Here is a 25,047-nt window from a genome sequence, read left to right as displayed (position 1 = left end):
GTAGCGGGCGATCTCGGCCTGTGCGGCGGCCTCGGTGGCGCGCTCGGGGGCGGCCGGGGGCGGGGTGGTACGTCGGAAGAACGGCACGGATCCTCGATGGGTCAGCGGTGGATGGTGGAGATGATCAGGAGGGTGGCGAGGCCGTCACGTGTCCGGGTGGTCGGCGGTCGGCGGCGGGCAGTGCAGGACGAGCGCGGTGAAGGCGGTGAGGTCCGCCAGCCACGGACCCCGGACCCAAGCCCGGCACACCGGGCAGATCCCCAGCTCCTCCCGCGACTCGGTCGAGGGTGGGGTACCGCCCGTGAGGCTCACTGTCTGGGTCCCTCGGCGGTGATCTGCACGGTGCACCCGGCGTGGTCGACGATCCAGTAGTCGACCAGGTCGCGCGCGCCGTCCTGCTGACCGTGGCCGTACTGCAGGCAGCGGCGGCAGACGCCGCACGTCCCCCGCTCCGCCTCCGGCTGCTCGGGCGACGAGATGGTGCGCTCGGTCACGGCTCCTCCTGAGGGGTGGAGCGACAGGTGGGGTGTGCGACGACCGCCCAGCCGAGCGGGGCCGTGGCGGGTCCGGTCTGTACGTAGCGGTGCCCGTCCGGTATCAGGTCGCCCTGGTCGCCACCGCAGCAGATACACGCGCGACGCTGGCGTTGGGCCTCGGTGAACGGAGCGGGGGGCGTCGGGTACGTCGTCGTCACACCGGAATGGTCGGCTCACCTGATGGGACGTCATACCGCGGTTGCGGGACGTTCGGGACGTTTCGCTGGTACACCTTGATTCGTCCCCACCGTGAGAGGCGAGTCCATGAGTAGTCCCCTTCGCGACGCACTGACCCGTGCTGGAATGACCGAGTCTCAGCTCGCTCGGGTGTGCGGAGTCGACCCCAAGACGGTCGGTCGTTGGATCTCCAATCCGACGCGCGAGCCCCATGCCCGGCACCGCGCGGCGGCCAGCCGGGTCCTCGGCGAGGAGGAGATCGTGCTCTGGCCGTCCGTTCAGCAGCTCGTGAAGTCGGGCCCGGACCGCGAGCTCGTCCAGATGTACCCGTACCGGTCGGCGGCGCCGGCCACGCTGTGGCGTCAGCTGATAAGGGGTGCTACCCGCGAGCTGACGTTCGCCGGGTACACCAACTACTTCCTGTGGCTGGAACACGCCAACTTCGGGGCCCTGCTCCGCCAGAAGACGGAGCAGGGCGTCCGCGTCCGCTTCATCCTCGGCGAACCCGGCCACCCGATCACCCGGCAACGCGAGCTGGAGGAGGACGTCCCCCTCACTCTGTCCACCCGGATCGAGGTCACCCTCTCCGAGCTGGCCAAGCTGAGGGACACCAGCATCGCGGCGCGGTACGAGACTGGGCACGTCAGCCTGTCCGTCTTTCGCTTCGACACCGACATGATCGTCACCCCGCTGCTTCCCGGTAGGACCGGCCACGACGCCCCGATGATGCACCTCCGGCGCGCCCAGGACGACGGAGTATTCGACCGCTTCGCCGGGCACACGGAGGAGTTGTGGGCCAAGGGCCGCGACGTGTGGACGATCCCGACGACGACGGAGGCTGCTCATGCCCAGGCGTGATTACGAGGACGACCCGAACGCCCCCAAGGCCAACAGCCTGGTGCCGGCAGCGAGCGTCGTAGTGGTCGATGACGACGGCCGCGTCCTCCTCCAGCGCCGCACCGACAACGGCATGTGGGCCCTCCCGGGCGGCAAGATGGACCTCGGTGAATCCCTCGCAGGGTGCGGCATCCGCGAGACCCGCGAGGAGACCGGCCTCGATGTCGAGATCACCGGCATCGTCGGCACCTACACCAACCCCGGGCACGTCTTCGCCTACGACGACGGCGAGGTCCGCCAGGAGTTCAGCATCTGCCTCCTCGGCCGCCCGGTCGGCGGCGAGCTGGCAGTCTCGGACGAGTCCCACGAGGTGGCGTGGTTCACCCCGGCCGAGACGGACGCGCTGCCGATGGTGGCGAGCATCCGCAAGCGGCTCTCGGACTGGCGGTCTGGAGCGATCCCGGCCGTGCGCTGACCTGGCCCAGCAGTGACCACACACGACGAAGCGCCCCCGCCCGCCCGGCCGCCCGGCCGTAGCCGAGGGAGGGCGCGGTGCTTCACGGGCGGATGATCGCCAGCGCAGTGACCAGAGCTGTCAGGATCCCCGAGGCGATGCCGACGACCGCCGCCACCACCTGCACCCGCCGCCGGTCCGACTGCCGGACCTCTTCGGCGGCGGCCCGGGCCCACTCGGCGTCGATGATGCGGCGCTCGTGGTCGGTGAGGGTGGCGCCGTGCTCGGCCAGTGTCTGCCCCGTGTGGCGGTCGGACTGTCTCAGCAGGTCCAGCGATCCCTTGATCTCCGCCAGTCCGGTGCTGAACTCGCCGCGCAGCTCTGCCAGGGCGACCGCCATAGTCGTGAGAGGGGCCGGGGTCGGGCTGGTCACTCGCGGACCGCCCGGGTGAGCGCGTCGTCGTCGGGGTCCGGTACGGCGCGCAGCCAACGCGGCAGCAGCTTGTCGACCGCGGGCAGGGACATCACCTTGGTGACGCCGGCGGCTACGGCCAGGCCGACGCCGACACCGGGCGTTGCCTCGGGGATGCCGGATGTCTGGACGATGAGCGACAGCGCAGCCGCGATGCCGAGGCAGGTCTGGACGGTGGTACGGATCGTACGGCGTGTGGAGTCGCGCATCGTCAGTTCCCCTTCGTGGTGACGTTGAGCTGCAGGCCGTCGGCGAGCGCCTGCTCGACTGCGGCGCGCACCTCGTCCTGAGTGGTCTGCGGCAGGGATCGCAGGGCCTGCCCGAGCGGCCCGACGACCCACTTCAGCGGGTGGTCGCCCGGGTCGGCCGGGTCGGGCTTCAGGGCCCGGAGCAGCCAGTACAGGACGGAGTGGGTGTCGAGGTCGCAGGTCGCGTCGAGCTGGCGCCGGACGGCGGCCTCGATGTCGCCGATGGTGATGCCGGCCAAGGGGTCCTCCTCCGGTACGAGCGTCGGGGTGCCCGGCGCCGGGGGCTTGGGGTGGGCGGGGCGGTCGCCCCGGTCACGCCGGACATCCGGGCGACGTCGGCGATGGGCCAGGCGGCCATGCGTTCTCCCTCACGTGTCCCACCGGGCCGGTCGGTCCGGCCCCGGTCAGGACGGTAGGGGCTTCCGTTGCGGCAACCGCAAGCCCCGGCGCGGCCTCCGGCTCGCCCGGCGGACCCGCCCGTGACGGATCCCACCCTGCCGCTTTCCGTCCGGTTCGAGGCCGTTTCCGTCCACCGGGTGCCCGGTCCTGCTCGGCCAAGGTTTCTTGGCCGAGCCTTGGTCGCGTCTTTGCCTTGCGCCGTCCGGGCGCGCAGCCGTCCCTCGCGAGAGTGATCCCACACCAGGGACCGCAGCCTCTCCCCAGCAGGAGCACCGATGAACCGTACGATCCGCACCCGCACCGCCGTCGCCGCAGGCGCCGTCGCCCTCGTGGCCGCCGCGCTGGGCGCGTTCACCGCCGGTGTCGGCGTCGCCCGGGGCGACGACGAGCAGGACCGCCGCAACAAGGCCGCCCAACGCGAGGTCGCGGCCCTCTTCGACCAGTGGAACGCGACCCTGCAGTCCGGCGACCCGGAGAAGGTCGCCGCCCGCTACGCGGCCGACGCGGTGCTGCTGCCGACCGCCTCGCCGCGGATCCGCACCAACCGGGAGGAGATCGCCGACTACTTCGAGCACTTCCTGCAGAAGAAGCCGTACGGCGAGCGGCTCCGATCGGTGGTCACCGTCCTGGACGCCGACTCGGCGATCGACGCCGGCCTCTACCGCTTCCACCTCACCGACCCGGGGACCGGGGCGGCCGAGCAGGTCGACGCCCGTTACTCGTACGAGTACGAGAAGCGCGGCGGCAGATGGCTGATCGTCAACCACCACTCGTCGGTGCTCCCGGCCGAGAGCTGACCGGACGCGGCCCGGACACGGCCCTGACACGGCCCGATCGCGGCCGGGACGCGGCTCGGATGTGGCCGGGATGAGGTCCGGACGCGGCCCGGCCAGGCCGGTTCCACCGGCCGGCCTGGCCGGAAACCGCCCCCCGCGCGGAAACTCACGAGCCCTCGCCGCCTCCGCTCCGTACGCTCGCGCCAGTGAAGACCCGACCGGACGACATCGACGACCACCGGCTCCGGAGCGGCCTCCGGGCGTTCGGGATCGACGCCGCCGACCTCTCCCACGCGCCGGTCGGCCACGGCGACCACCACTGGACGGCGGTCGGCGCCGACGGCCGGCGGTGGTTCGTCACCCTCGCCGACCTCGCCCACAAGAGCCACTGCGGACCCGAGCCGGAGTCGGCGTACAGCGGACTGCGCCAGGCCATGGCCACCGCCCGGGCGCTCCGCCGGCTCGATCTCGTGGTCGCCCCCGAGGCGACGGCCGGCGGCGAGAGCGCGCTCCGGCTCGGAGACCGGTACGCGCTCAGCGTCTTCCCGCACGTCGACGGCGCCACCGGCCACTTCGGCGAAGAGCTCGCCCCGGCCGACCGGGCCCGCCTGGTGGACGCGCTCGCCCGCCTCCACCGCGCCGAGCCGCCCGCCCCGGTGCCGCACCGCCACCCCGGGCTCTCCGCCCGCACCCGCCTCGACGCGGCCCTCGCGGACCGGACCCGGCCGTGGACCGCCGGCCCGTACGGCGAGCGCGCCCGTGAGCTGGTCGCCGACCACACGCCCGGCCTCCGGCGGGCGCTGGACCGGTTCGACCGCCTGGTCGGCGGGCTCGACGGCGCGCTCGTCGTCACCCACGGCGAGCCGCACCCCGGCAACCTGCTGCGCCCGCCCGGCCGCGTGCTGCTGGTCGACTGGGACACCGTCGGGCTGGCCGTTCCCGAGCGCGACCTGTGGTTGGTCGGTGCGGACGCCGACGACCTGGCCCGTTACGCCGAGGCCACCGGCCACACCCCGCGTCCGGCGGTGCTGGCCCTGTACCGGCTGCGCTGGGCGCTGGAGGACGTCGACGCGTACCTGCACTGGTTCCGCTCGCCGCACACCGACAGCGAGGACGCCCGCGACTCCTGGGCCGCCCTGGCCGGCACGGTGCGCGAGCTGGCCGCGTCGGCCTGACCGGCTCGGCGGGTACCGCCCCGCCGCCCACCGCCCCCACCGCCCCACCGAACGGACGAACGGACGATGACCCCCGAATCACCCTGGCGAATACCCGACTTCCGCACCCTCTTCACCGCCACCGCCCTCGCCCAGCTCGGCACCAACATCGGCTACGTCGCCCTCCCGCTGATCGCCGTCACCGCCCTCGACGCGAGCCCCGGCCAGGTCGGCGCGCTCGCGACCCTCAGCACCCTCGCCTTCCTGCTCATCGGCCTGCCGGCCGGCGCCTGGGTGGACCGGATGCGCCACCGGCGCGTGCTGATCGTCGCCGACCTGGTGAAGGCCGCGCTCTACGCGTCCATCCCGCTCGCCTGGGCGTTCGGCTCCCTCACCCTCTGGCAGCTGTACGGCGTCGCCCTGCTGGCCGGCTGCGCGACGGTCTTCTTCGACGTGGCCTCACAGAGCGTGCTGCCCCAGCTCGTCGGACGCGGCCACCTGGTGCAGGCGAACGCAGCCGTGGTCGGCCTGATGGCGGTCGGCAACATCGCCGGGCGCAGCGCCGGCGGCGCGCTCGTCCAACTGCTCACCGCACCGGCCGCCATCGCCGCGACGGCGGTCAGTCATCTCGGCTCCGCGCTGCGCCTGATCGCCCTCGGCCGCACCCCTGCGGCCACGCCTGCGGCCGGCTCCCCGCCCGGCCCGGTGCCCGCCACCGGGCCTGCGCCCGCGCCCGGACCGGCGTCGGGGGAGCGGACCGCACCGGGCCTGGGCGCGCAGATCGCCGAGGGTCTCCGGCACGTCTTCGGCAACGCCGAGCTGCGGGGGCTCGCGCTCTCCGCCGCCGTCGTCAATCTCGGCTACCAGGTCGTCAACACCCTGCTGCCCGTGGTGTTCGTCCGGGAACTGCACCTGCCCGCCGGTGCCCTGGGGCTGTTCTGGGCGGTCGGCGGGGTCGGCATCCTGCTGGGTTCCCGGTGCGCCCGCCCGATCGCCGCCCGGGTCGGCTACGGCCGGACGCTCGGGCTGGCCGGGCTCGTGGTCGCGCCCGCCGCGCTGCTGATCCCGCTGGTGGGGGAGGGTGTGCGGCTGTACGTGGCGGGCCTCGGCTGGCTGTTGATGCTCTTCAAGACCGGGATGGACAACGTGCTGGGCGTCAGTCTGCGCCAGCGGATGACCCCGGACCCGCTGCTCGGCCGGATGAACGCGACCTTTCGCTTCCTGCTGACGGGGGCGATGGCGGTGGGGTCGGCGCTGGCCGGCGTGTTCGGTGAACTGGTCGGACTGCACGCCACGTTGTGGCTGGGAGGCGTCCTGCTCTCGCTGTCGTTCCTGCCGGTCTTCCTGTCGCCGGTCCGGACCCGCCGAGCCCTCCCCGACGCGTCCTCCCCGGACTTCCCTCCGGTCCCGCCCGTGCTGCCGTCCGCTCCGTCGGCTCCGACCCTTGACCTGAAGCGGGGTTGAGGTTCGATCATGGTCACCATGAACGCGAACGAGATCAAGAACGAGAGCACGAGCACGAGCACGAGCACGAACGAGAACGGCGGTGCGGTCGGGGCCGGGGTGGACGTCGAGGCCGAGACGGAGGCCGTCCGGCGGGTCGTCGCCGCCGTCGAGCACGCACAACGCAACGAGCTCCCGGAGGAGTTCATCAGCCTCTTCCGGGCCGACGCGATCTGGACCACCGGCCACGGAAAGCTCCTCGTGGGTCGGGAGACGATCGCCGAGTTCACCCGCAAGGTGCTGCCGGGCGCCTTCGCCGGCACCGGCACCACCCCCGCCTACGAGGTGGTGCACGTCCTCTTCATCCGCCCCGACGTCGCCGCCGTCAAGGTCCGCCAGCGCTACCTGGACGCGGCCGGGGAGCAGATCGGCGAGGAGGGCAGCCCGCTGTACGTGATGGCCAAGGAGGGGGACCGCTGGCTCCTGACGGCCAATCAGAACACCCTGGTACAGAGCTCCTGAGTGCGCGGAACCCCCCCGCCGGTCCGACCGGTCTTACCGGTCGCCGGCCGGGCGGGGGGTCCGCGCGGTCAGCGGTGCCGCAGGTGGGCGGCGGCCGTCTCCCGGAGCCGGTCGTGCAGGCCGTCGTACGCCCGGGTGCGGCCGAGCAGGGACTTGGGCAGCTTGGCGGCCATCGTGTAGTTGGTGTCGCAGACGTTGGCCGCCGGCGCCAACCCGGCCTGGCTGACCAGCTGGTAGGCGTCCAGCAGGTCCAGGCCGAGCAGCTCCCGGGTCCAGCCGACCAGGTCGTGCTGGCTGATCCGGAAGGCGTCCTCCAGCGGGCGGGCCGAGCCGGTGGAGATCAGGTACCGGTCGTTCTCCAGCCGGGGCCAGGCCGGTCCGCCGCCCTTGATCAGGTCGACCACCACCGTGGTGCGCATCGCCGTCTCCACGGCCGTCCCGCACACCTCGCCCTCGCCCTGGCGGGCGTGGCCGTCGCCGACGGCCAGCAGCCCGCCGGGCACGTTGACGCCGAAGTAGGCGGTGGTGCCGGCCCGCATCTCCGGGGTGTCGAGGTTGCCGCCGTGCGCGCCCGGGGTGATCGACATCAGGGTCTCGCCGCCGGCCGGGGCGACGCCGACCGTGCCGTGCATCGGGTCGAGCGGCAGTTCGGCGGTGAAGTCGCTGTTGCGGGCCCGGAACCGGCAGATCCCGGCCGCCGTGTCGAGCTCGTACACCCAGACCCGTTCCTCCAGCGGCGCGTGCAGCATCGCGGTGGTGTGGGTGGCGGTGAGGGCCCCGAAGTGCGGGAAGGTGCTGGAGATCCCCCAGTCCCTGGCCGGGGTGATCTCGACGAAGTGCACGGCGAGGGTGTCGCCCGGCTCGGCGCCGGCCACCGCGATCGGGCCGGTCACCGGGTTGAGGTAGGGGAACTCGCAGACCGCGCTCGGCAGGTCGCCGATGCCGCGGACCCGTCCGCCGAAACAGTCCTCGGTGCTCAACTCGACGACCGTGCCCGGCCGGACGGTCACCAGCGGGGCGCGTCCGCCGAAGGTGTAGGCGTACTCGTCGGGGGCGGGGGAGAGCTGGACGAGGTCGGGCAGGTTCACGGGTTCTCCTTGGTGAGCGGGGAGTCGTCGGTCGGGGCGCCGTCGGCCGGTGCGCCGTCGGGGGAGGCCGCCGCGTCGGCCACGGCCAGGCGCGGGCGGCGTCCGGTGAGGATCAGTCCGGTCAGCACCAGTCCGCCGACCACCAGCCAGACGAAGCCGAGCCGCTGGGCGGCGATGTCGGCGTTGACGACCACGTAGGCGAGGATCGCGAACCCGAGGACCGGCGCGACCAGGTGGCGCCACCAGTCCCGGCTGCGCCGCCGCACGACGTAGTGCACCACCACCGACACGTGCAGGACGAGGAACGTGGTCAGCGCGCCGAAGTTGACCAGGGTGGAGAGCAGCGTGATGCCGTCCTCGCGCGAGGCGGTGTAGAGCCCGAGGACCAGTGAGATTCCGGCGGTCAGCAGGGTGGCGTTCACCGGGACGCGGTGGCGCGGGTGGACCTTGGCGAGGAAGGCGGGCAGCTGCCGGTCCCGCGCCATCGCGTACAGCAGCCGCGAGGTCGCGGCCTGGGCGACCAGCGAGTTGGCGAACCCCCAGGCCACGGCGGTGGCGGCGGCCGTCACCGTGGCGAGCCAGCCGCCGGCGGCGACCCGGGCCGCGTCGTAGAACGCGGTGCCGTCCGGATCGCCCTGCGCGATCAGCGCGTCCGGGTCCGGGACGAGGAGGGAGGCGATCCAGGTCTGCGCGATGAACAGCGAGCCGGCCAGCAGCAGGGCGGCGATCATCGAGCGGCCGATCGCCTTGGCGGAGTCGCGGTTCTCCTCGGAGAGGGTGGAGATCCCGTCGAAGCCGAGGAAGCTCAGCACCGCCACCGACACCGCGCCGAACGCCAGACTCCACGAGAAGGTCTGCGAGTTGTAGACCGGCGTGAGGTCGAAGCCCCGGCCCCTGCCGGCCGCCAGCGCCGCCAGGCCGAACCCGATGAACACCAGCAGTACGATCAACTCGCCGACCAGCATCGCCTTGTTGACCTTCGACGTCATCTCGACGCCCAGGTAGTTGACGGCGGTGTTGAGCAGCACGAAGCCGACCAGCCAGAGCCAGACCGGTACCGCGGGCACCAGCGAGTTCATCGCCACCCCGGCGATCAGGTAGAGCAGGCCGGGCACCAGCACGTAGTCCAGCAGGATCATCCAGCCGGACAGGAACCCGACGGGCGGCGCGATGCCGCGCCCCGCATAGGTGTACACCGAACCGGCCATCGGGAAGGCCCGCGACATCTGCGCGTACGACAGGGCGGTGAACATCATCGCCACCATCCCGAGCACGTACGCCAGGGCGACCATGCCGCCGGAGCCCTGGAAGACGCTGCCGAAGATGCCGAACGGCGCGATCGGCACCATGAACACCAGTCCGTAGACCAGCAGGTCCGTGAAGCGCAGGGAGCGGCGCAGCTCCTGTCGGTAGCCGTAGCTCTCGATGGTCTGGGGCGCGGGTGCTTCGGACATGGGGGCTCTCCTCCGTGACGACCCGGGGTGGTGGGGGAGACAGTAGAGGCAGTTATTTCCAAATGGAAGGGTTTTCGTGCCGTGGCCTGCCGCGATGCCGGCGCGAGCCGCTCCCCGCCGAGCCGCTCCCCGCCGACGCCTCACCAGAGGACGGTGAACCCCGCGCCCTCCGCCCGCGCCAGGTGCACGCCCTCCCGGGGCGGCCCCAGCGGCGCCCGGGCCCAGGCCCGCCGGACCGCCGCGCCCTCCCCGTGCAGCAACCGCGCCGCCGCCCGCGCCAGCCCGCCCGACGGCACCAGCTCGCCGCGCGACGCGAGCGCCGCCGCCAGGTGCAGCCCGTCGTACAGGCCCACCGCGTACGCGTCCAGCACCGGCGCGTACGGCCCGAACACCGCGCGGTGCCGCTCGGCCAGCCGCAACCGCCGGTCCTCGGCGAGCGAGACGAACGACGGCATCGCCGCGTACAGCGTGCCCGTGTCGTCGCCGCCGTAGGCGAGCAGGCTGTTCTCCTCCAGCGCGCCGGAGAGCCGCACCAGCCGCCGGTCCAGACCGCTGCGCCGCAGCGCCCGGTTGAACCGCACCAGGTCGGCGCCGATCAGGCTCAGCAGCAGGGCGTCCGCGCGCGACGCCCGGAGCGCGTCCAGCAGCGGCTCCAGCGCGCGCTCCGTCGTGCCGAACGGCAGGTGCCGTTCCAGCACCACGCCCGCCCCGGCCCGGGCGACCGCCGCCTCGGCGGCCCGGTGCACCGCGCGCGGCCAGATGTAGTCGTTGCCGACCAGCGCCCAGCGGTGCAGCCGGTGGCGGGCCGTGAGCCGCTCGACCACGCCGTCCAACTGCCGGACCGGGTCCGCCCCGGTGCAGAGCACCCCGGGCAGTCGCGGCCCGCCCTCGTGCGGCGGGGTGAACACGTACGCGGCGCGTCCCGCCGTCACCGCCTCGACGGCCCGGTGCACGTCGCTGGAGTGGCAGCCCGCCACCGCGTCGACCGCCCCGGCGTCCAGCAGTCGGGCCACCTCCCCGGCCACCGCGGCCGGTGCGCCCCCGCCGTCCACCAGCACCAGCTCCAGCGGCAGGCCGCGCACCCCGCCGCCGGCGTTCACCTCGTGCGCGGCGAGCAGCGCCCCGTCCAGCGCCGACGGTCCGGTCAGCCCCAGCGGGCCGGACTGCGGCACGACCAGGCCCACCCGAAGCGCCGGCGCCTCGCGGGGGAGGTGCAGCGCGTCGAGCGGTTCCAGGAGCTTCACGTCGGCGCTCATCGCTTGCGAGTATCGTCATGGCAGCCGATCCGGCAAGCAGCAGGCCAAGCAGCAGGCACTACGGCGGGGAAAGAGACACGGCCATGACACCCAGCGCGACCGCCCCCGCCGCCACTCCCGGAGCCGCGTCCGCCGCCCCCGCCGCCGCGCCCGCCGTCGACCGGCCCCTCCTGATCGAGCTCCTCACCGTCGCCCAGCGCCGGCTGGCCCGGGGCCTCACCGCCCAGCTGGAGGCCGAGGGCTGCACGCTCGACCAGTGGCGGGTCATGCGCGCCCTCACCGACGACGCCGGCCGCTCCATGGGCGAGCTCGCCCAGACCCTGCTGATCCCGCAGGCCAGCCTCAGCCGCATCGTCGACGCCCTCGCCGAGGCCGGCTGGGTCTACCGCAGGCAGGACGAGCACGACCGCCGCCGCATCACCGCCCACCTCTCCCGCCGCGGCCACACCCGCCTGACCCGCCTCGACGCCCTCGCCGCCGCCCATGACGCGGCCGTCCGCGCCGCCTGCGGGAGCGAGGACCCGGGGCCCCTGCTGAGGCACCTCACCGAAGCCTGACCGGACCTCCGGACCCGGCGGCCGTCACGGCCGGTCGAGGGCCTCCGCGTCCGCCGCCCAGCGGGGCTCGGCGTCCCGGCGCCGCTTCCTGGGCGAGCGGTTCCGGTACAGGACCACCGCGGCGACCACCGTCAGCAGCAGCAGCGCGTAGAACGCCCCGGTCGGCCAGAGCGGCCCCGATGCCACCGTCCCGCGTTCGTGCTCGCACACCGTGCGCGGGGGGAACACGCTGGTCTCCGCCCTCAGGAACGGTCCGGCCTTCTCGGCGAAGAACCCGTGGGCGCACATCTCGTCGAACTCCAGGGTCATCAGGAACGTCCCCACGTACAGCAGCACCGCCAGCAGCGGTGCGAAGCACACCGAGACCTCGGCCCAGATCCGTCGTCGTCCCGCCATCGCCCCACCCTCGTGACCCTGTCGTTCCGCGCTCCGCCGCCCGTCGCGCCCCCGTCGTCCCGCCTTGCGGAGCCGCCGGGACACGGGGACGCCGGGACCGTCGCTCCGCGCGCCGGGTCCTCCCTGCGCCCCCGTCGGCCACCGTACTGCTGCCGCGGATCCGGCTCAGCCGTCGGCCTGCGGGGTCTGTGGGGCCTGCGGCGCCTGCGGCGCCCGCGCCTGTGCGGCCCGGGTCTCGGGGGACTTCGCGTGCGGGAACGGGCAGCCGCCGGCCGGGCCGGACCCCTCCTCGAACGTGCCGAGGTCGCCGATCCGGTAGCCGTACGGGTAGCCGGGATACCCGCGCACCTGGCGGTTGTCACGGGCCAGGTAGGGCCGGCGCCGGGGCGGGAGGAGCCGGACGGCGCGCCCGCGCAGCCACATGCCGGTGCGGACGGCGCGCCGGAGCGCGGCCGGCGGGGCCGGGTAGCCGAACGCCTCGCGCAGCGGGTCGTCGAGCAGGCAGATCGACGAGAGCCGCATCGACGGCCGCAGCGGCGCGGGGTACCAGGAGGCCATCAGCCCCAGGGTGGAGTCGGAGACCGCCCGGCCGCCCGGGTCGAAGGCGAAGTGCGCGCGCTCGTAGTCGTCGAGCAGCTGCTCGAACTCCTCGAACGTCTCCGGTATCCCGGGCAGGCCCATGTGCCGGCCCAGCTCGCGGAAGTAGTTGGTGGCGGCCCGCCGCTCGTGCGGGGAGTAGCGGCGCCAGCCGTAGTCGTCCAGCCAGCGCTTGGGGATCACGACGAAGGTGGCGAGCACGTACAGGAAGTCGGCGTCGGAGATGTCGTACCGGCGGTGCATCTGGTTCATGCGGCGGATCGCCTCGCGCCCCTGCGTGGAGTCGAAGCCGTGTTCGAGCACCGCCTCCAGGATCAGCGTGGTGTCGTCGTACCGCTTCTGCGTGCGGCCGGTGAACTCGCCGGTCTCCGCGAGCAGCCGGCCGATGCCGGGGACCGCGTAGGTGCGGTAGAGCGCGAAGCTGAGTGACTGGACGGTGTCCCAGGGGAACTCGTACCAGCTGCTGATCCGGTAGATCTCGGTGAACTCGGTCTCCGGGTCCATCTGCTGAATCTTCCTCAGCCAGTCGTATCGCTGCACCCGGTCGACCCTAGGGGGCCGGTCGGGAAGCGGTCAACGGGCTCCTCCCGCGGTGGGCGGGGTGTCGCTGCGCGCGGGCCGTCGGGGGGTCCGGCTAACTTTTTCCCGAGATTCCCGCCGAGGACGTCGAAATCGCGCGGCGTGCTTCTACCTACCCGTGAGAGCCCCTCCGACCGGGGCGGGCACGACGAACGAGGAGCGGAACCATGAAGTACATGCTGCTGATGCAGTTCAGCGAGAAGGCCGCCGACTTCCCGAAGATCGACGAGTGGAAGCCCGAGGAGATCCAGGCGCACATCCGCTTCATGCGGGACACCAACACCAGGCTCGCCGAGGACGGCGAACTGGTCGACGCCCAGGGTCTGGCCATGCCGGAGACCGCCCGGATCGTCCGCTCGCACAGCGGCGGCGCCCCGGTGGTCACCGAGGGGCCGTTCCCGGAGACCAAGGAGTGGGTGGCCGGCTGGTGGATCGTGGACTGTGACACCGAGCGCCGGGCGGTCGAGATCGCCGCCGCCGTCTCCGCCGCGCCCGGCCCGGGCGGGGAACCGCTGAACATGCCGATCGAGGTGCGCCAGGTCATGTCGGCCCCGCCCACCGAGCAGTGACCGGACCCGAGCCGCCGGCGCCCGGACCGGACGCCCCACCGGCCGTCGACGACCTGCTGCGCTCCCTCGCGCCGCAGGTCGTCGGCGTGCTCACCCGCCGCTACGGAGACTTCGCCACCGCCGAGGACGCCGTCCAGGAGGCCCTGCTGGACGCCGCCACCCAGTGGCCGGACGAGGGCGTGCCGCGCAACCCGCGCGGCTGGCTGGTCCAGGTGGCCGGCCGGCGGATGACCGAGCAGGTCCGCAGCGAACAGGCCCGCCGCCGGCGCGAGGACCTGGTGGCCGGGCAGGTCCCGGCCGACCGGCAGGCCGCGCCCCCGGCCGACGCCGAGGACGGGGGCTCCCGGGACGACACCCTCACCCTGCTCTTCCTCTGCTGCCACCCCGCCCTCTCGCCCGCCTCGGCGATCGCGCTCACCCTCCGCTCGGTCGGCGGCCTGACGACCGGCGAGATCGCCCGTGCCTTCCTCGTCCCCGAGGCGACCATGGGACAGCGGATCAGCCGCGCCAAGCAGCGGATCAAGTCCTCCGGCGTGCCGTTCCGGATGCCGGAGCCGGACGCCGCAGAGTGGCCGGCCCGGCTCGACGCGGTGCTGCACGTCCTCTACCTGGTCTTCAACGAGGGCTACGCCAGCAGCACCGGCCCCGCCCTGCGACGCGTCGAACTGTCCCGGGAGGCGATCCGCCTCACCCGGGCCGTCCACGCGCTGCTACCGGACGACGCCGAGGTGGCCGGACTGCTCGCGCTGATGCTGCTCACGGAGGCCCGCGGTCCGGCCCGCACCCGCCCGGACGGCGAGCTCGTCCCGCTCGCCGAACAGGACCGCGGCCGCTGGGACGCCGCCGCGATCGCGGAGGGCGTCGCGCTGATCACCGCCGCCCTGCCGCGCGGCCCGGTCGGCCCCTACCAGGTGCAGGCGGCGATCGCGGCCGTCCACGACGAGGCACCGACCGCGGCCGCGACCGACTGGCCGCAGATCCTCGCCCTGTACGGGGTGCTGGCCCGGATCTCCGACAATCCGCTGATCACCCTGAACCGGGCGGTCGCCACCGCCATGGTGGACGGCCCGGCGGCGGGCCTCGCCCTGCTCGCCGAGGTGCCGCCCGCGCTGACGGACCACCACCGGCTGTACGCCGTCCGGGCCCACCTGCACGAGCTGGCGGGGGAGCGGGAGGCCGCCGTCGCCGACTACCGCGCCGCCGCCCGCCGCACCGCCAGCCTCCCGGAACGGCACCACCTCAGCCTGCGCGCGGCCCGGGCGGCGGCGGGGGCGGAGCCGGAGGCAGGGGGAGGGGCGGCGCCGCTGGGGGAGACCCCCGTGGGGGAGGCGTCCGCCCGGGACGTGCCCGCCGTGTCCGCCGACAGCGATCGGTCGCCTGAAACGGCCGGGGGCGGGGGAGGCTGCGGACCATGACGACGCCCGCCGCCGCCGAGGCCGCCCCCGCTCCCGTCCCCGCTTCCGCCTCCGACGCCCATGCCGCGTCCGCGCCCCCCGACTTCTCCGGTGACGTGGCCGCCTACTACGCCGACTACCGCCGCGGCTACCCGCCGCCCGTCCTCGACGCGCTGCGGACCGCCTTCGCCCTGGACGCCCACCCCGCCATCGGTGACCTCGCCCTCGACCTCGGCTGCGGCACCGGTCAACTCGCCCTCCCGCTCGCCGCCCACGTCCGCACCGTCATCGGCATGGACCCCGAGCCGGACATGCTCCGCCAGGCCAGAGCCGCCGCCGACCGCGACGGCGTGCACAACGCGCTCTGGCTGCTCGGCACCGACGCCGACGTCCCGGCCCTCTCCGCCCTGCTGCCCGGCCGCCGTCCGCTCGGCGTGACCGTGATCGGCAACGCCATCCACTGGATGCGCCCCGACGAGCTCTTCCGCACCCTCCGCCCGCTCACCCGCCCGGGCGGAGGCGTCGCGGTGATCGCCAACGGCACTCCCGTCTGGGCCCAGGACACCGACTGGTCGCGTGCCCTGCGGTCCGTCCTGGAGGACCACTTCGGCCGTCCGGCCGCCACCTCCTGCGGGACCGCGACCGACGACCGCGACCGCTACGCCCGGGCGCTGGCCGCCGCCGGGTTCGCGGACGTCGGCGAGACCGTCCTCGACTACGAGGACGCCCTGACCCCCGACCAGCTCCTCGGCACCGTCTACTCCGCCATCCCCGCCCCCGAACTGCCCGCCCCGGCCGAGCGCCCCGCCTTCGCCGCCCGGCTGCTCGCCGCGCTGCCCGAGCCCGGCGACCGCGGCTACCCGGAGCAGGTCCGGGTCTCCGTCCTCACCGGGCGGGCGTAGCCACCGGGCGGGGGCGGGGAGGCGGGCGAGGACGAGGGGCGGACGCGGGGGGCGTCCCCGGGCGGCGGGCTCAGTCGAGTTCGTAGGCGAAGACGTACGGGAACGGCGACTCGCCCGGACGGTAGACGAAGGAGCCGCTCCCGCGCAGGCCGGCCAGCTCGCCGACGGCCGTTCCCGGGACCACCTCGAAGGTGCAGCGCACCGTGCCGTCCTCCTCGAACGATCCGCGTTCCTCCAGGGTGAAGGAGCCCGCGCGGCCGTCCAGTCGTCCGGTGACCGACTCCAGCCCGGTGAAGGTGCCGGTCGTCCCGGTCGCGTAGACGAAGACGTACTCGCAGGCGGTGTCCGCCGCCTCGATCCCGCCGGTGAAGGTGTTGACGACGGAGGCGCGCGCCAGCCGGGGCGTGACCTCCGTCGAACCGATCGCCGTCTCCTCCCACTGGGCGTAGCCGATCCGGCCGGTGGTGGTGATGGTCTGTGCGCTCATTGCCGTCCTCGGAATAGTCCGCGTGTGCGGGCGGGAAGTGCGGGCGGGGAGTGCGGGCGTGCGCCTGTGTGACCGCGCGCCGGTGCGGCTGGGCGCGCGCCTGCACCCGCCCTGCGTACGGCAGGTGTGCCGTACCCCCGAGGACCACTCTGGTGCCCGTACCTGACACCTTCTGTCAGGTACGGGCAGCAGAATGCGGGCATGCGCGCCGACCGGCTCCTCGCCCTCCTGCTCCTGCTCCAGAACCGTGGCCGGACGACGGCCGGCGAACTCGCCGCCGAGCTGGAGGTGTCGGTCCGTACCGTCTACCGGGACGTCGAGGCGTTGGCCGCGTCGGGCGTCCCCGTCGTCGCCGACCGGGGTCCCGAGGGCGGCTACCGGCTGATGGACGGGTACCGCACCCGGCTCACCGGGCTCACCGACGCGGAGGCCGACGCCCTCTTCCTCACCGGGGCGCCCGGCCCGGCGCGGGAGCTCGGCCTCGGCGCGGTGCTCGCCACCGCGCAACTGAAGCTCCAGGCCGCCCTTCCGGCCGAACTCGCCGAACGCACCCGCCGCGTCCAGGACCGCTTCCACCTCGACACACCGGCCTGGTTCCGCGACGCCGACCCGGTCGCCCTCCTGGCCCCCGTCGCGCGGGCGGTCTGGGACCGGCGGGTGGTGCGCGTCCACTACCGCCGCTGGCGCGGCGAGGTGCACCGGGTGCTGCACCCGCTGGGCCTCGTCCTCAAGGGCGGCATCTGGTACCTGGTGGCCCGCACGGCCCCCGCCGTCGCGGTGGCCCCTGCCCCGGCGGCCCCCGCCGTCGCGGACTCGGCCGCCCCCGCCGAGTCCGTCCGCACCTACCGGGTCTCGCGTCTCCTCGCCGTCGACGTCACCGCCGAGACCTTCGAACGCCCCGCCGGCTTCGACCTGGCCGCGCACTGGGAGGAGAACTCCCGCCGTCTGACGGCGGCCCTCCACCAGCAGACCGCCCACCTCCGCGTCTCCCCGGAGGCCCGGCGCCTGCTCCCCATGCGGTTCGGTGCCGCCGGCGCCCGGGCGCTCGCCACCGCCGGACCGCCCGACGCCGAGGGCTGGACGGAGGTGCGACTCTCCGTCGAGAGCACGGCGGTGGCCGTCGGGGACCTCCTCCGCCTGGGCCCCGAGGCCGAGGTCCTCGGCCCGCCCGACCTCCGCAGCGCCGTCGCCCGGGCCGTCACCGCCCTCGCCCGCCGCTACGCCCCGCCCCCGCTCCCGCCCGCCTGAGCCCTCCCGGCCTCCTGGGCGGCGTGCTCCACCCGGTCCCGGTGCCCCGCCCACCACGCCTCGTCGCCGGGCGCCATGTTGCCGCCCTCCCGGCGTTGTCCGGTGGCACCGTCCACGAGCTCCCGGACGACGTCGGCGTGCCCGGCGTGCCGCTGGGTCTCGGCGATCATGTGGACCAGGCTGTGGTGGAGGGTCACCTCGCTCCGGTTCCCCCAGGGCACCCGTCCGACCGCCTCCAGCGCCAGTGACGCGATGGTCTCGTCGGCGTGGGCGCAGGCCGCGCGGTACAGCTCGACGATGTCTTCCCGGCTCTCCTCCGGCGTCGCCCAGAAGTCCGAGTTGGGTTCGGCGTCACCCGTGATCCAGGGGCGCGGCGCCTCGAACGGCCGCCCGAAGACCTCTCCGAAGTACATCGCCTCCGCGGCGGTCGTGTGTTTGACCAGCCCCAGCAGGTTGGTCCCGGTGGGGGTCAGCGGTCGGCGGACGTCGTACTCCGACAGCCCTTCGAGCTTCCACAGCAGGGCGTCGCGGGCGTCCTGCAGATAGGTCCGGAGGTCCTTCTTGAAGTGATCCGTGCGCGTCATGGGGGAAGTCTGCTGTCCCCTCGACGTTCGATCACCCCTATGTCCCCGTCGGGTACTTCGGCGTCCGGACCCGCGTCGGGCCTTCGACGGTGAGGGGTGGTCGAGCGCGGTCCGAGACGGTCCGAGACGGTCCGAGACGGTTCGCGGTGGGGCGGTCGAGGGCGGGTTCCGGATCCTGCGGGCGCCCCGGCCGCCGGCTCCCCGACCCCTGGGCCGGGTGCCCGGTCGATGCCGGGACGCCCGTCGATGTCACGGAGCGTAGCGGCTGGGGTGGGGTAATCGGACTTGAATCTTTACGAACGAATGTTCGATCCTGGGGGCGTGCCCGTTTTCGAATCTGTTTTCGAATCCACCGTCGAGCGGAGGCCGCTCCGACCGGTGGCGTCTGCGGCTGCGCTGTGCGAGGCCGGCGGGACGGGCACCGACGCCGGGCGCGGACTGCTCCCGGTGGTGCCGGCGCTGCGGGGCGTACTGCCGGAGGGCGGCCTGCGGCGCGGGACGGCGGTGTCGGTGGCGGGCGGGGACGCCGGGCTGCTGCTCGCGCTGGCCGCCGGAGTGCGGGAGACCGAGGGCGGGTGGGCGGCGGCGGTCGGGCTGCCTGACCTCGGGCTGGCCGCGGCCGCCGGATACGGGCTGGACCTGCGGAGACTGCTGGTGGCCGACGACCCCGGGCCGCACTGGGCCGAGGTGGTGTCGGTGCTGGCCGGGGCGGTCGAGCTGATCATGCTGCGCCCGGACGGCCCCGTTCCGCCGAACCTGGCCGCCCGGCTGGCGGCCGTGCTGCGCCGCAGCGCCTGCGTGCTCCTGGTGGCCGGGCCGTGGCCGGGGGCCGGGCTGCGGTTGGGCGTGCGGTCCGGGCAGTGGTTCGGACTGGGCGACGGGCACGGGCAGCTCACCGGGCGGCAGGTGGAGGTCGTCGCGGAGGGGCGCGGCTCGGCCGTGCGCGGGCGGACCGCCCGGCTCTGGCTGCCGGACGCGCACGGCACGGCGCGGGTCGTGGAGGAGACGGCCGCCGGGGTCGTGGTGGACGAGGCGGGGGAGGACGTGACGTCGGGGGCCGGGGCGGGCCTCGACCGTATGGCGGTGGTGTGAGATGGCCGACGGCGGAGCGAGCGGGGTGAGCGGGGCCGGTACCCCGCGGGTGCTGGTGGTCTGGTGCCCGGACTGGCCGGTGGTGGCCGTCGAGCGCCCCGGGGACGCCGGCCCGGCGGTGGCCGCCGGTGCGGACGGGAGCATCGGCGCGGACGGGCGCCCGGTCGCGGCGGGGAGTGCCGGCGGCGGCATCCCGGTGGCGGTGGTCGAGGGCGGCCGGGTGCTGGCGTGCTCGGCGGCGGCCCGGGCGGCCGGAGTGCGGCAGGGGCAGCGGCTCAAGCTGGCCCAGCGCCTCTGCCCCGCGCTGGAGCTGCGCGACCGCGACCCGGAGGCGGAGACCCGGCGGTTCGAGCCGGTGGTCGCGGCGGTGGAGGCCTTCACCCCGCGGGTGGAGGTGCTGCGCCCGGGGCTGTGCGCGATCCCGGTGAAGGGGCCGGGCCGGTACTTCGGCGGGGAGGAGGCGCTCGCGGCGAAGGTCCAGGGCGCGGTGACGGCTGCCCTGGCGGCGGCCGTCCCGACGGCGGCGGCCACCGACGCCGGCCCTGCGGCGGCCGGCCGGCCGGTGCACCCGGTAGATGCCGAGTCGGCGGCCGGTGTCCGCCCTGCGCCGGACCCCGGACTCGACCCCGGCACCCGTCCCGGCACGAGCCCCGACGACCGGGGCCCCGCTCCGGTCGCCGAGGTCGCCGAGGTCGTCCCGCTGCACCCGGCGGACGCGGACGCGGACCGGACCGCACCCCGCCGCCGGACCGCCGGGGTGGACGAGCTGTTCGCCGCCACGCCCGCGGCCAGGGACGGCGCGCGCGGCGGTTTCGCCCGGCCGGCGGCCTACCCGCCGGAACCCGCCCGTCCGGACGGCCGCCCGGAACCCGCCCGTCCGGAGTCCCGCCCGGACGGCCTCGGCCCGGCGGCTGCGCACCCGCCGGAGGCTCCTCACCCGGCGGAGTCCCGTCGGGAGGGCGCGCGCCCGCAGCCCGACCCGTCCGGCCCGCAGCCCGGGGGGCCGGCGGCCGGGCGACCGGGGCCCCCTGCGGCGGAGGGTCTCGCCGCTGCCCCTGCCCCGTGCGGGCAGGTCGGGGTGGCCGACGGCCTGTTCGCCGCCGTGCTCGCCGCCCGCGCCGGCGTGCTGGTCCCGGCCGGGCGGACGGCGGAGTTCCTCGCGCCCTACCCCGTGGCCGTGCTCGGTGACGAGGTACTGGCGGAGCTGCTGGACCGGCTGGGCCTGCCCACGGTCGGGGCGTTCGCCGCGCTGCCGGCCGAGGCGGTGGCGGACCGCTTCGGCCCGGCCGGTACGACGGCGCACCGGCTGGCCCGCGGGTTGCAGCCGCGCCCGCTGGTGCCGCGTACGGGCGGGCCGGACCTCTCGGTCGAGCAGCGCTTCGACCCGCCCGAGCCGCTCGCCGAGCCCCTGGTGTTCGTGGCCCGGACCCTGGCCGAGCGGCTGCACCAACGGCTCGCCGGGGCGGGGCTGACCTGCCAGCGGGTGGCCGTCGAGGTGGAGTGCGCGGACGGTCGGACCGTGGCGCGGCTCTGGCGGCACGAGGGCCGGCTCTCGGCGACGGCGCTCGCCGAACGGGTCCGCTGGCAGCTCCAGGCCTGGCAGAGCACGGGCACCTTCGACGCCGGGCCGGCCGGCGGCCCCCGCGGCCCGGACGGCCTCCGCGGCCCCGGCAGTCCCCGGGGCCGCCGGAACCCCCGGGGCCCGGAGAGCCGCCACGACTCCGAGGACCCCGGCGCGGGAGGCTTCACCGCGCTGCGCCTCGTCCCCGACGACCTCACCCCCGACCAGGGCCGGCAACTCGCCCTCTGGGGGCAGGCGGTGGCGGACGACCGGGTGGAACGCGCGGTGGCCAGGGTCCAGGCGGTGCTCGGGCATGCCGGGCTGCGCCGGATCGAGCCGGCAGGCGGACGGGGGCCGGACGAGCAGGCGGTCCGAGTGCCGTGGGGCGAGCCGTACGACCCGGACGCGCCCGCCGACGCGCCCTGGCCGGGGCGGCTGCGGGACGTCTGGCCGACCGTGGTGCACCGCACCCCGCTGCCGGCGGCGGTGCTGGACGCGGACGGGCGACCGGTGACGGTGGACGGCCGGGCGGGGGTGTCGGCCCGGCCGTCCACCGTCACGGTGCGCGGGCGGCAACTGGCGGTGGACGGCTGGACCGGGCCCTGGCCGGCCGTCGAGTACTGGTGGGATCCGGCGCGCGCCCGCCGACGGGCGCGCTTCCAGGTCACGGTGGCGGGCGGCCTCGCGCTGCTGCTGACGGTGGAGGGGGGCGTCTGGCTCGTGGAGGCCGGCTACGACTGACACCGGGGCGCTCCGGCGGCCCGGCGCGAACGACCGAGGGGGGTCAGGAAAACGAGAGACCGAAGGCGTCACCCCCGATGGGATTCACGAGTCACCCCACCCTCCCCTGGAGCGAGCTGCGCCGCCGCCTGACCGGCGGCCGGCCCGGCCCGGCGGGTGGCGACGTCGTCCCGCTGCGCCGCGATCCTGAAACCGCCGGACCCGCCGGACCCGCCGGACCCGCCGGGTCTGCCGGGTCTGCCGGTGCCACCGGCCCGGCCTCTGCCTCCGCCCCTGCCCCCGCCTGGGCCGAACTGCACGTCCACTCCGCCTTCAGCTTCCTCGACGGCGCCAGCGACCCCGAGGCACTGGTCGCCGAGGCCGCCCGGTTGGGCGTCGAGGCGCTCGCGCTCACCGATCACGACGGCCTCTACGGAGCGGTCAGACTCGCCGCGGCGGCCCGTGAGGCGGGCGTGGCCACCGTCTTCGGCGCGGAACTGACGATCGGTCACGAGAGGGGGCGGGTCGAACACCTCCTCGTCCTGGCGCGCGACCCGGAGGGCTACCGCCGCCTGTCCGCCGCCATCGGGGCGGCCCAACTCGCGGGCGGGGCCAAGGGGAGGCCGGCCTACGACTTCGCGGCTCTCGCGGACGCGCACGACGGCCACTGGGCGGTGCTCACCGGCTGCCGCCTCGGCCGCGTCCCCGCCGCCCTCGCGAGCACCCCCGCGTCCCCGGCCGCACCCGCCGGTCCCGGCACCGGCGGCGGTCCTGTCCCCGTCCCCACCCTCCTTCCCGGCCCCGCCCTCCTCCCCGGACCCGCCCTCCTCCCCGGCCCCGGCCCCGGCTCCGACGCCGGCGGGGCCGAGCGTCAACTCCGCTCGCTCGCCGAGGCGTTCGGTCGCGACAACGTCCACGTCGAACTGATCGACCAGTGGCTGCCCGGCGACGACCTGCGCAACGACGCCCTCGCGGCCCTGGCCGCCCGGCTGGGCCTGACCACCGTCGCCTCCACCAACGCCCACCACGCCGGCCCCGCCCAGGGCCGTCTCGCCCAGAGCCTCGCCGCGCTGCACGACCGCCGTACGCTCCCGGAGGCGGCGGGCTGGACGCAGGCCGCCGGCACCGCGCACCTGCGCTCCGGCCGCGAGATGGCCGCCAGGCTGGCCCGCTTCCCCGGCGTGCGGGAGGCGACCGTGGACCTGGCCCGTGCCTGCGCCTTCGACTTCGCCAAGCTGGATCCGGAACTGCCCGGCTACCCCGTCCCGTCCGGCCACACCGAGATCAGCCATCTGCGCGCGCTGGTCGCCGAGGGCGGCCCGGCCCGCTTCGGGCCCGGCAACGGCCCGGCCCGCCGTCAGCTCGCCCGCGAGCTGGACGTCATCGAGGATCTCGACCTGGCCGGGTACTTCCTGATCGTCCACGACATCGTCGACTTCTGCCGCCGGGAGGGGATCTGGTGCCAGGGGCGCGGTTCGGCGGCCAACTCGGCGGTCTGCTTCGCGCTCGGGATCACCGCCGTCGACCCGGTCCACTACCGGCTGCTCTTCGAGCGCTTCCTCTCCACCGCCCGCGACGGGCCGCCCGACATCGACCTGGACATCGAGAACCGCCGCCGCGAGGAGGTCATCCAGTACGTCTACCGCCGGTACGGGCGCGAGCACGCCGCCCAGGTCGCCAACGTGATCACCTACCGGCCCCGGCTGGCACTGCGCGACGCCGCCCGGGTGCTCGGCTACCCGCAGGGGCAGGTGGACGCGTTCAGCCGGCAGGCCGACTTCCGCTCCCCGCCCGGCGCGGACGCCGTGGTGCCCGCCGACGTGCTCTCCCTCGCCGGACAACTCCACGGTCTGCCGCGCCACCTGGGCATCCACTCGGGCGGCATGGTGCTCACCCGGGAGCCGATCGCGGAGATCTGCCCGACCGAGTGGGCCCGGATGCCGGGGCGGTCCGTGCTGCAGTGGGACAAGGAGTCGGTGGCCGGCGCCGGACTCGTGAAGATCGACCTGCTCGGTCTCGGCATGCTCGCGGCCCTGCACGACGCCTGTGACCTGGTCGAGCAGCACCACGGCCGGCGCTACGACCTGGCGACCGTCCCGGACGACGACCCGGGCGTGTACGCGATGCTGCGGCGGGCCGACACGGTGGGTGTCTTCCAGGTCGAGTCGCGCGCCCAGATGGCCACCCTGCCGAGGCTCAAGCCGGACCACTTCTACGACCTGGTGGTGGAGGTCGCGCTGATCCGGCCCGGCCCGATCCAGGGCGGGTCCGTCCACCCGTACCTGCGCCGGCGTGCGGGGGTGGAGCCGGCCGGCTGCCCGCACCCGCTGATGGAGAACGCGCTCGGCAAGACCCTCGGGGTGCCGCTGTTCCAGGAGCAGATGATGCAACTGGCCATCGACTGCGCGGGGTTCACTCCCGCCGAGGCGGACCTCCTCCGTCAGGCGATGGGCGCCAAGCGCTCGCACGAACGCGTGGCCCGGCTGCGCGAGCGGCTGTTGGGCGGGATGGCCGAACGCGGCATCCCGGAGGAGGTCGCCGAGGACGTCTACACCAAGATCGAGGCCTTCTCCAACTACGGATTCCCGGAGTCGCACGCGATCAGCTTCGCCTACCTCGTGTACGCCAGCGCCTGGCTCAAGTACCACTATCCGGCGGCCTTCACCTGCGCGCTGCTGGCCAACCAGCCGATGGGCTTCTACTCGTCGCTCAGCCTGATCGCGGACGTCCGGCGGCACGGCGTCCGGGTGCGCGGGGTGGACGTCAACGCCAGCGGGTCCCGGCCCACCCTGGAACCGTACCGGGGGCCGACGCCCGCGCCGCCGCTGACCGCGGGCACGCCGCAGCCCGCGATCCGGCTCGGCCTGGACACCGTACGGGGCATCGGCGCCGCGCAGGCCGAGGCGGTCGCGGCCGGGCAGCCGTACACGGACCTGGAGGACTTCGCCCGCCGGACCGGTCTGCCCGCACCGGCCATGGAGGCGCTCGCCTCGGCGGGCGCGTTCGGCTGCTTCGGGTTGAACAGGCGGCAGGCGCTCTGGGCGGCAGGGGCGTTCGCGGGGGTCTCGGCGGATCTCATCCCCGGGACGACGCCCGGCACCGAGGCGCCGCCGCTCCCCGGGATGACCCCGATCGAGGAGACCATCGCCGACCTCTGGGCGACCGGCACCTCCGCGACCAGCCACCCGCTCCAGCACCTGCGCGACCACCTGGAACGCGGCGGCGCGCTCACCGCCGCCCAGCTCCCGGACGTGGTGCCGGGTTCGGCGGTGGTGGTCGGCGGGCTGGTCACCCACCGGCAGCGTCCGCCGACGGCGGGCGGGGTGCTCTTCCTCAGCCTGGAGGACGAGACCGGGCTGATCAACGTCATCTGCAGTCGGCCGGTCTGGGAGTCGCAGCGCCGCGCCGCCCTCGACCGGGCCGGCCTGCTCGTGTACGGGCACGTCGAGCGCGACCGGGGCGCCACCAACCTGATCGCCACCCGGCTCACCCCGCTGCGGATCGGCATCTGAGGCGCCGCGGCCCGGCGGAGGCCCCGGGCCCCC

Annotated in this window: 27 protein-coding genes; 14 read left to right on the top strand and 13 right to left on the bottom strand. The window is 75.0% G+C overall.

Annotated features, from left to right (window positions below):
- Positions 1 to 144 precede the first annotated feature (144 nt).
- From PUR56_RS07370 to PUR56_RS07360, 3 genes are read right to left on the bottom strand one after another with little or no spacing between them, the layout of a single operon-like run.
- Positions 145 to 312, bottom strand: coding sequence for a hypothetical protein (locus PUR56_RS07370; RefSeq protein ID WP_329948319.1), 168 nt, complete (start codon positions 310 to 312; stop codon positions 145 to 147).
- Complete coding sequence (locus tag PUR56_RS07365; protein WP_329879360.1) at positions 309 to 494, bottom strand: hypothetical protein; 186 nt, start codon at positions 492 to 494, stop codon at positions 309 to 311. The genes PUR56_RS07370 and PUR56_RS07365 overlap by 4 nt, the downstream gene beginning before the upstream one ends.
- Positions 491 to 694 carry a hypothetical protein gene (locus PUR56_RS07360; protein WP_329948318.1) on the bottom strand — a complete coding sequence of 68 codons (204 nt, stop codon included), beginning with the start codon at positions 692 to 694 and terminating at the stop codon, positions 491 to 493. The genes PUR56_RS07365 and PUR56_RS07360 overlap by 4 nt, the downstream gene beginning before the upstream one ends.
- A gap of 145 nt (positions 695 to 839) precedes the next feature.
- Here PUR56_RS07360 and PUR56_RS07355 point away from each other — a divergent pair, with 145 nt between their 5' ends.
- Entirely contained in the window at positions 840 to 1,571 is a 732-nt protein-coding gene (locus tag PUR56_RS07355) for an XRE family transcriptional regulator (RefSeq protein ID WP_329879358.1), read from the top strand.
- Positions 1,558 to 2,025: an NUDIX hydrolase gene (locus PUR56_RS07350; RefSeq protein ID WP_329879357.1), complete on the top strand. Its 468-nt coding sequence runs from the start codon at positions 1,558 to 1,560 to the stop codon at positions 2,023 to 2,025. Before PUR56_RS07355 ends, PUR56_RS07350 begins: the two co-directional genes overlap by 14 nt.
- An 82-nt stretch (positions 2,026 to 2,107) precedes the next feature.
- Here the strand turns inward: PUR56_RS07350 and PUR56_RS07345 are convergent, their stop codons facing one another.
- Genes PUR56_RS07345 through PUR56_RS07335 form a run of 3 tightly spaced genes read right to left on the bottom strand, consistent with a single transcriptional unit; the run spans position 2,108 to position 2,963 of the window.
- Positions 2,108 to 2,404, bottom strand: a complete 297-nt coding sequence (locus tag PUR56_RS07345; protein WP_329879356.1) for a hypothetical protein — start codon at positions 2,402 to 2,404, stop codon at positions 2,108 to 2,110.
- Between the two features lie 29 nt (positions 2,405 to 2,433).
- Complete coding sequence (locus PUR56_RS07340) at positions 2,434 to 2,685, bottom strand: hypothetical protein (protein ID WP_329879355.1); 252 nt, start codon at positions 2,683 to 2,685, stop codon at positions 2,434 to 2,436.
- 2 nt (positions 2,686 to 2,687) lie between these two features.
- Positions 2,688 to 2,963 (bottom strand): hypothetical protein, encoded by a 276-nt coding sequence (locus PUR56_RS07335; RefSeq protein WP_329948317.1) that lies wholly within the window; start codon positions 2,961 to 2,963, stop codon positions 2,688 to 2,690.
- Positions 2,964 to 3,398: 435 nt separating this feature from the next.
- Here PUR56_RS07335 and PUR56_RS07330 point away from each other — a divergent pair, with 435 nt between their 5' ends.
- From PUR56_RS07330 to PUR56_RS07315, 4 genes are all read left to right on the top strand, one after another.
- A complete protein-coding gene (locus PUR56_RS07330) occupies positions 3,399 to 3,920 on the top strand; it encodes an SgcJ/EcaC family oxidoreductase (RefSeq protein WP_329948316.1) in 522 nt (173 codons plus the stop codon).
- A 185-nt stretch (positions 3,921 to 4,105) separates the two neighbouring features.
- On the top strand, positions 4,106 to 5,074 hold the full coding sequence (locus tag PUR56_RS07325) for an aminoglycoside phosphotransferase family protein (protein ID WP_329948315.1): 969 nt from the start codon (positions 4,106 to 4,108) through the stop codon (positions 5,072 to 5,074).
- Positions 5,075 to 5,140: 66 nt separating this feature from the next.
- A complete protein-coding gene (locus tag PUR56_RS07320; RefSeq protein WP_329948314.1) occupies positions 5,141 to 6,517 on the top strand; it encodes an MFS transporter in 1,377 nt (458 codons plus the stop codon).
- A gap of 18 nt (positions 6,518 to 6,535) precedes the next feature.
- Positions 6,536 to 7,018 (top strand): SgcJ/EcaC family oxidoreductase, encoded by a 483-nt coding sequence (locus PUR56_RS07315; RefSeq protein WP_329948313.1) that lies wholly within the window; start codon positions 6,536 to 6,538, stop codon positions 7,016 to 7,018.
- Positions 7,019 to 7,086: 68 nt separating this feature from the next.
- On the opposite strand, the gene PUR56_RS07310 is transcribed toward PUR56_RS07315, so the two are convergent.
- From PUR56_RS07310 to PUR56_RS07300, 3 genes are all read right to left on the bottom strand, one after another.
- Positions 7,087 to 8,106, bottom strand: a complete 1,020-nt coding sequence (locus tag PUR56_RS07310) for an acetamidase/formamidase family protein (RefSeq protein ID WP_329948312.1) — start codon at positions 8,104 to 8,106, stop codon at positions 7,087 to 7,089.
- Positions 8,103 to 9,560, bottom strand: a complete 1,458-nt coding sequence (locus PUR56_RS07305; protein WP_329948311.1) for an APC family permease — start codon at positions 9,558 to 9,560, stop codon at positions 8,103 to 8,105. Before PUR56_RS07305 ends, PUR56_RS07310 begins: the two co-directional genes overlap by 4 nt.
- A gap of 140 nt (positions 9,561 to 9,700) precedes the next feature.
- Positions 9,701 to 10,816, bottom strand: coding sequence for an ABC transporter substrate-binding protein (locus PUR56_RS07300; protein ID WP_329948310.1), 1,116 nt, complete (start codon positions 10,814 to 10,816; stop codon positions 9,701 to 9,703).
- A gap of 83 nt (positions 10,817 to 10,899) precedes the next feature.
- On the opposite strand from PUR56_RS07300, the gene PUR56_RS07295 reads away from it, so the two are divergent.
- Positions 10,900 to 11,373: a MarR family winged helix-turn-helix transcriptional regulator gene (locus tag PUR56_RS07295; protein ID WP_329948309.1), complete on the top strand. Its 474-nt coding sequence runs from the start codon at positions 10,900 to 10,902 to the stop codon at positions 11,371 to 11,373.
- 24 nt (positions 11,374 to 11,397) lie between these two features.
- Here the strand turns inward: PUR56_RS07295 and PUR56_RS07290 are convergent, their stop codons facing one another.
- Entirely contained in the window at positions 11,398 to 11,769 is a 372-nt protein-coding gene (locus tag PUR56_RS07290; RefSeq protein WP_329948308.1) for a hypothetical protein, read from the bottom strand.
- A 165-nt stretch (positions 11,770 to 11,934) separates the two neighbouring features.
- Complete coding sequence (locus tag PUR56_RS07285) at positions 11,935 to 12,906, bottom strand: oxygenase MpaB family protein (RefSeq protein WP_329948307.1); 972 nt, start codon at positions 12,904 to 12,906, stop codon at positions 11,935 to 11,937.
- A 206-nt stretch (positions 12,907 to 13,112) separates the two neighbouring features.
- Here PUR56_RS07285 and PUR56_RS07280 point away from each other — a divergent pair, with 206 nt between their 5' ends.
- Genes PUR56_RS07280 through PUR56_RS07270 form a run of 3 tightly spaced genes read left to right on the top strand, consistent with a single transcriptional unit; the run spans position 13,113 to position 15,810 of the window.
- The gene (locus PUR56_RS07280; RefSeq protein WP_329879343.1) at positions 13,113 to 13,514 is read left to right on the top strand and encodes a YciI family protein; all 402 of its coding nucleotides are present in this window, start codon (positions 13,113 to 13,115) and stop codon (positions 13,512 to 13,514) included.
- Entirely contained in the window at positions 13,511 to 14,929 is a 1,419-nt protein-coding gene (locus tag PUR56_RS07275; RefSeq protein WP_329948306.1) for an RNA polymerase sigma factor, read from the top strand. Before PUR56_RS07280 ends, PUR56_RS07275 begins: the two co-directional genes overlap by 4 nt.
- A complete protein-coding gene (locus PUR56_RS07270) occupies positions 14,926 to 15,810 on the top strand; it encodes a class I SAM-dependent methyltransferase (protein WP_329948305.1) in 885 nt (294 codons plus the stop codon). Before PUR56_RS07275 ends, PUR56_RS07270 begins: the two co-directional genes overlap by 4 nt.
- A 70-nt stretch (positions 15,811 to 15,880) precedes the next feature.
- Here the strand turns inward: PUR56_RS07270 and PUR56_RS07265 are convergent, their stop codons facing one another.
- Entirely contained in the window at positions 15,881 to 16,297 is a 417-nt protein-coding gene (locus PUR56_RS07265; RefSeq protein WP_329948304.1) for a DUF3224 domain-containing protein, read from the bottom strand.
- Positions 16,298 to 16,498: 201 nt separating this feature from the next.
- On the opposite strand from PUR56_RS07265, the gene PUR56_RS07260 reads away from it, so the two are divergent.
- Positions 16,499 to 17,545: a helix-turn-helix transcriptional regulator gene (locus tag PUR56_RS07260; RefSeq protein WP_329948303.1), complete on the top strand. Its 1,047-nt coding sequence runs from the start codon at positions 16,499 to 16,501 to the stop codon at positions 17,543 to 17,545.
- On the opposite strand, the gene PUR56_RS07255 is transcribed toward PUR56_RS07260, so the two are convergent.
- Positions 17,515 to 18,129: a DinB family protein gene (locus PUR56_RS07255; RefSeq protein ID WP_329948302.1), complete on the bottom strand. Its 615-nt coding sequence runs from the start codon at positions 18,127 to 18,129 to the stop codon at positions 17,515 to 17,517. The two genes, PUR56_RS07260 and PUR56_RS07255, sit on opposite strands and share 31 nt — an antisense overlap.
- A gap of 378 nt (positions 18,130 to 18,507) precedes the next feature.
- On the opposite strand from PUR56_RS07255, the gene PUR56_RS07250 reads away from it, so the two are divergent.
- The 3 genes from PUR56_RS07250 to PUR56_RS07240 all read left to right on the top strand — a co-directional run bounded on the left by PUR56_RS07250 (position 18,508) and on the right by PUR56_RS07240 (position 25,014).
- The gene (locus PUR56_RS07250; protein WP_329948301.1) at positions 18,508 to 19,221 is read left to right on the top strand and encodes a hypothetical protein; all 714 of its coding nucleotides are present in this window, start codon (positions 18,508 to 18,510) and stop codon (positions 19,219 to 19,221) included.
- 1 nt (position 19,222) lies between these two features.
- Positions 19,223 to 21,523 carry a Y-family DNA polymerase gene (locus PUR56_RS07245; RefSeq protein ID WP_329948300.1) on the top strand — a complete coding sequence of 767 codons (2,301 nt, stop codon included), beginning with the start codon at positions 19,223 to 19,225 and terminating at the stop codon, positions 21,521 to 21,523.
- A gap of 77 nt (positions 21,524 to 21,600) precedes the next feature.
- Positions 21,601 to 25,014: an error-prone DNA polymerase gene (locus PUR56_RS07240; RefSeq protein WP_329948299.1), complete on the top strand. Its 3,414-nt coding sequence runs from the start codon at positions 21,601 to 21,603 to the stop codon at positions 25,012 to 25,014.
- Positions 25,015 to 25,047: the final 33 nt, after the last annotated feature.

It is taken from the genome of Streptomyces sp. BE303, assembly GCF_036290945.1.
GTDB lineage: Bacteria > Actinomycetota > Actinomycetes > Streptomycetales > Streptomycetaceae > Kitasatospora.
The sequence above is the reverse complement of the archived record's forward strand: the minus strand, read 5'-3'. Positions and strand labels throughout refer to the sequence as shown.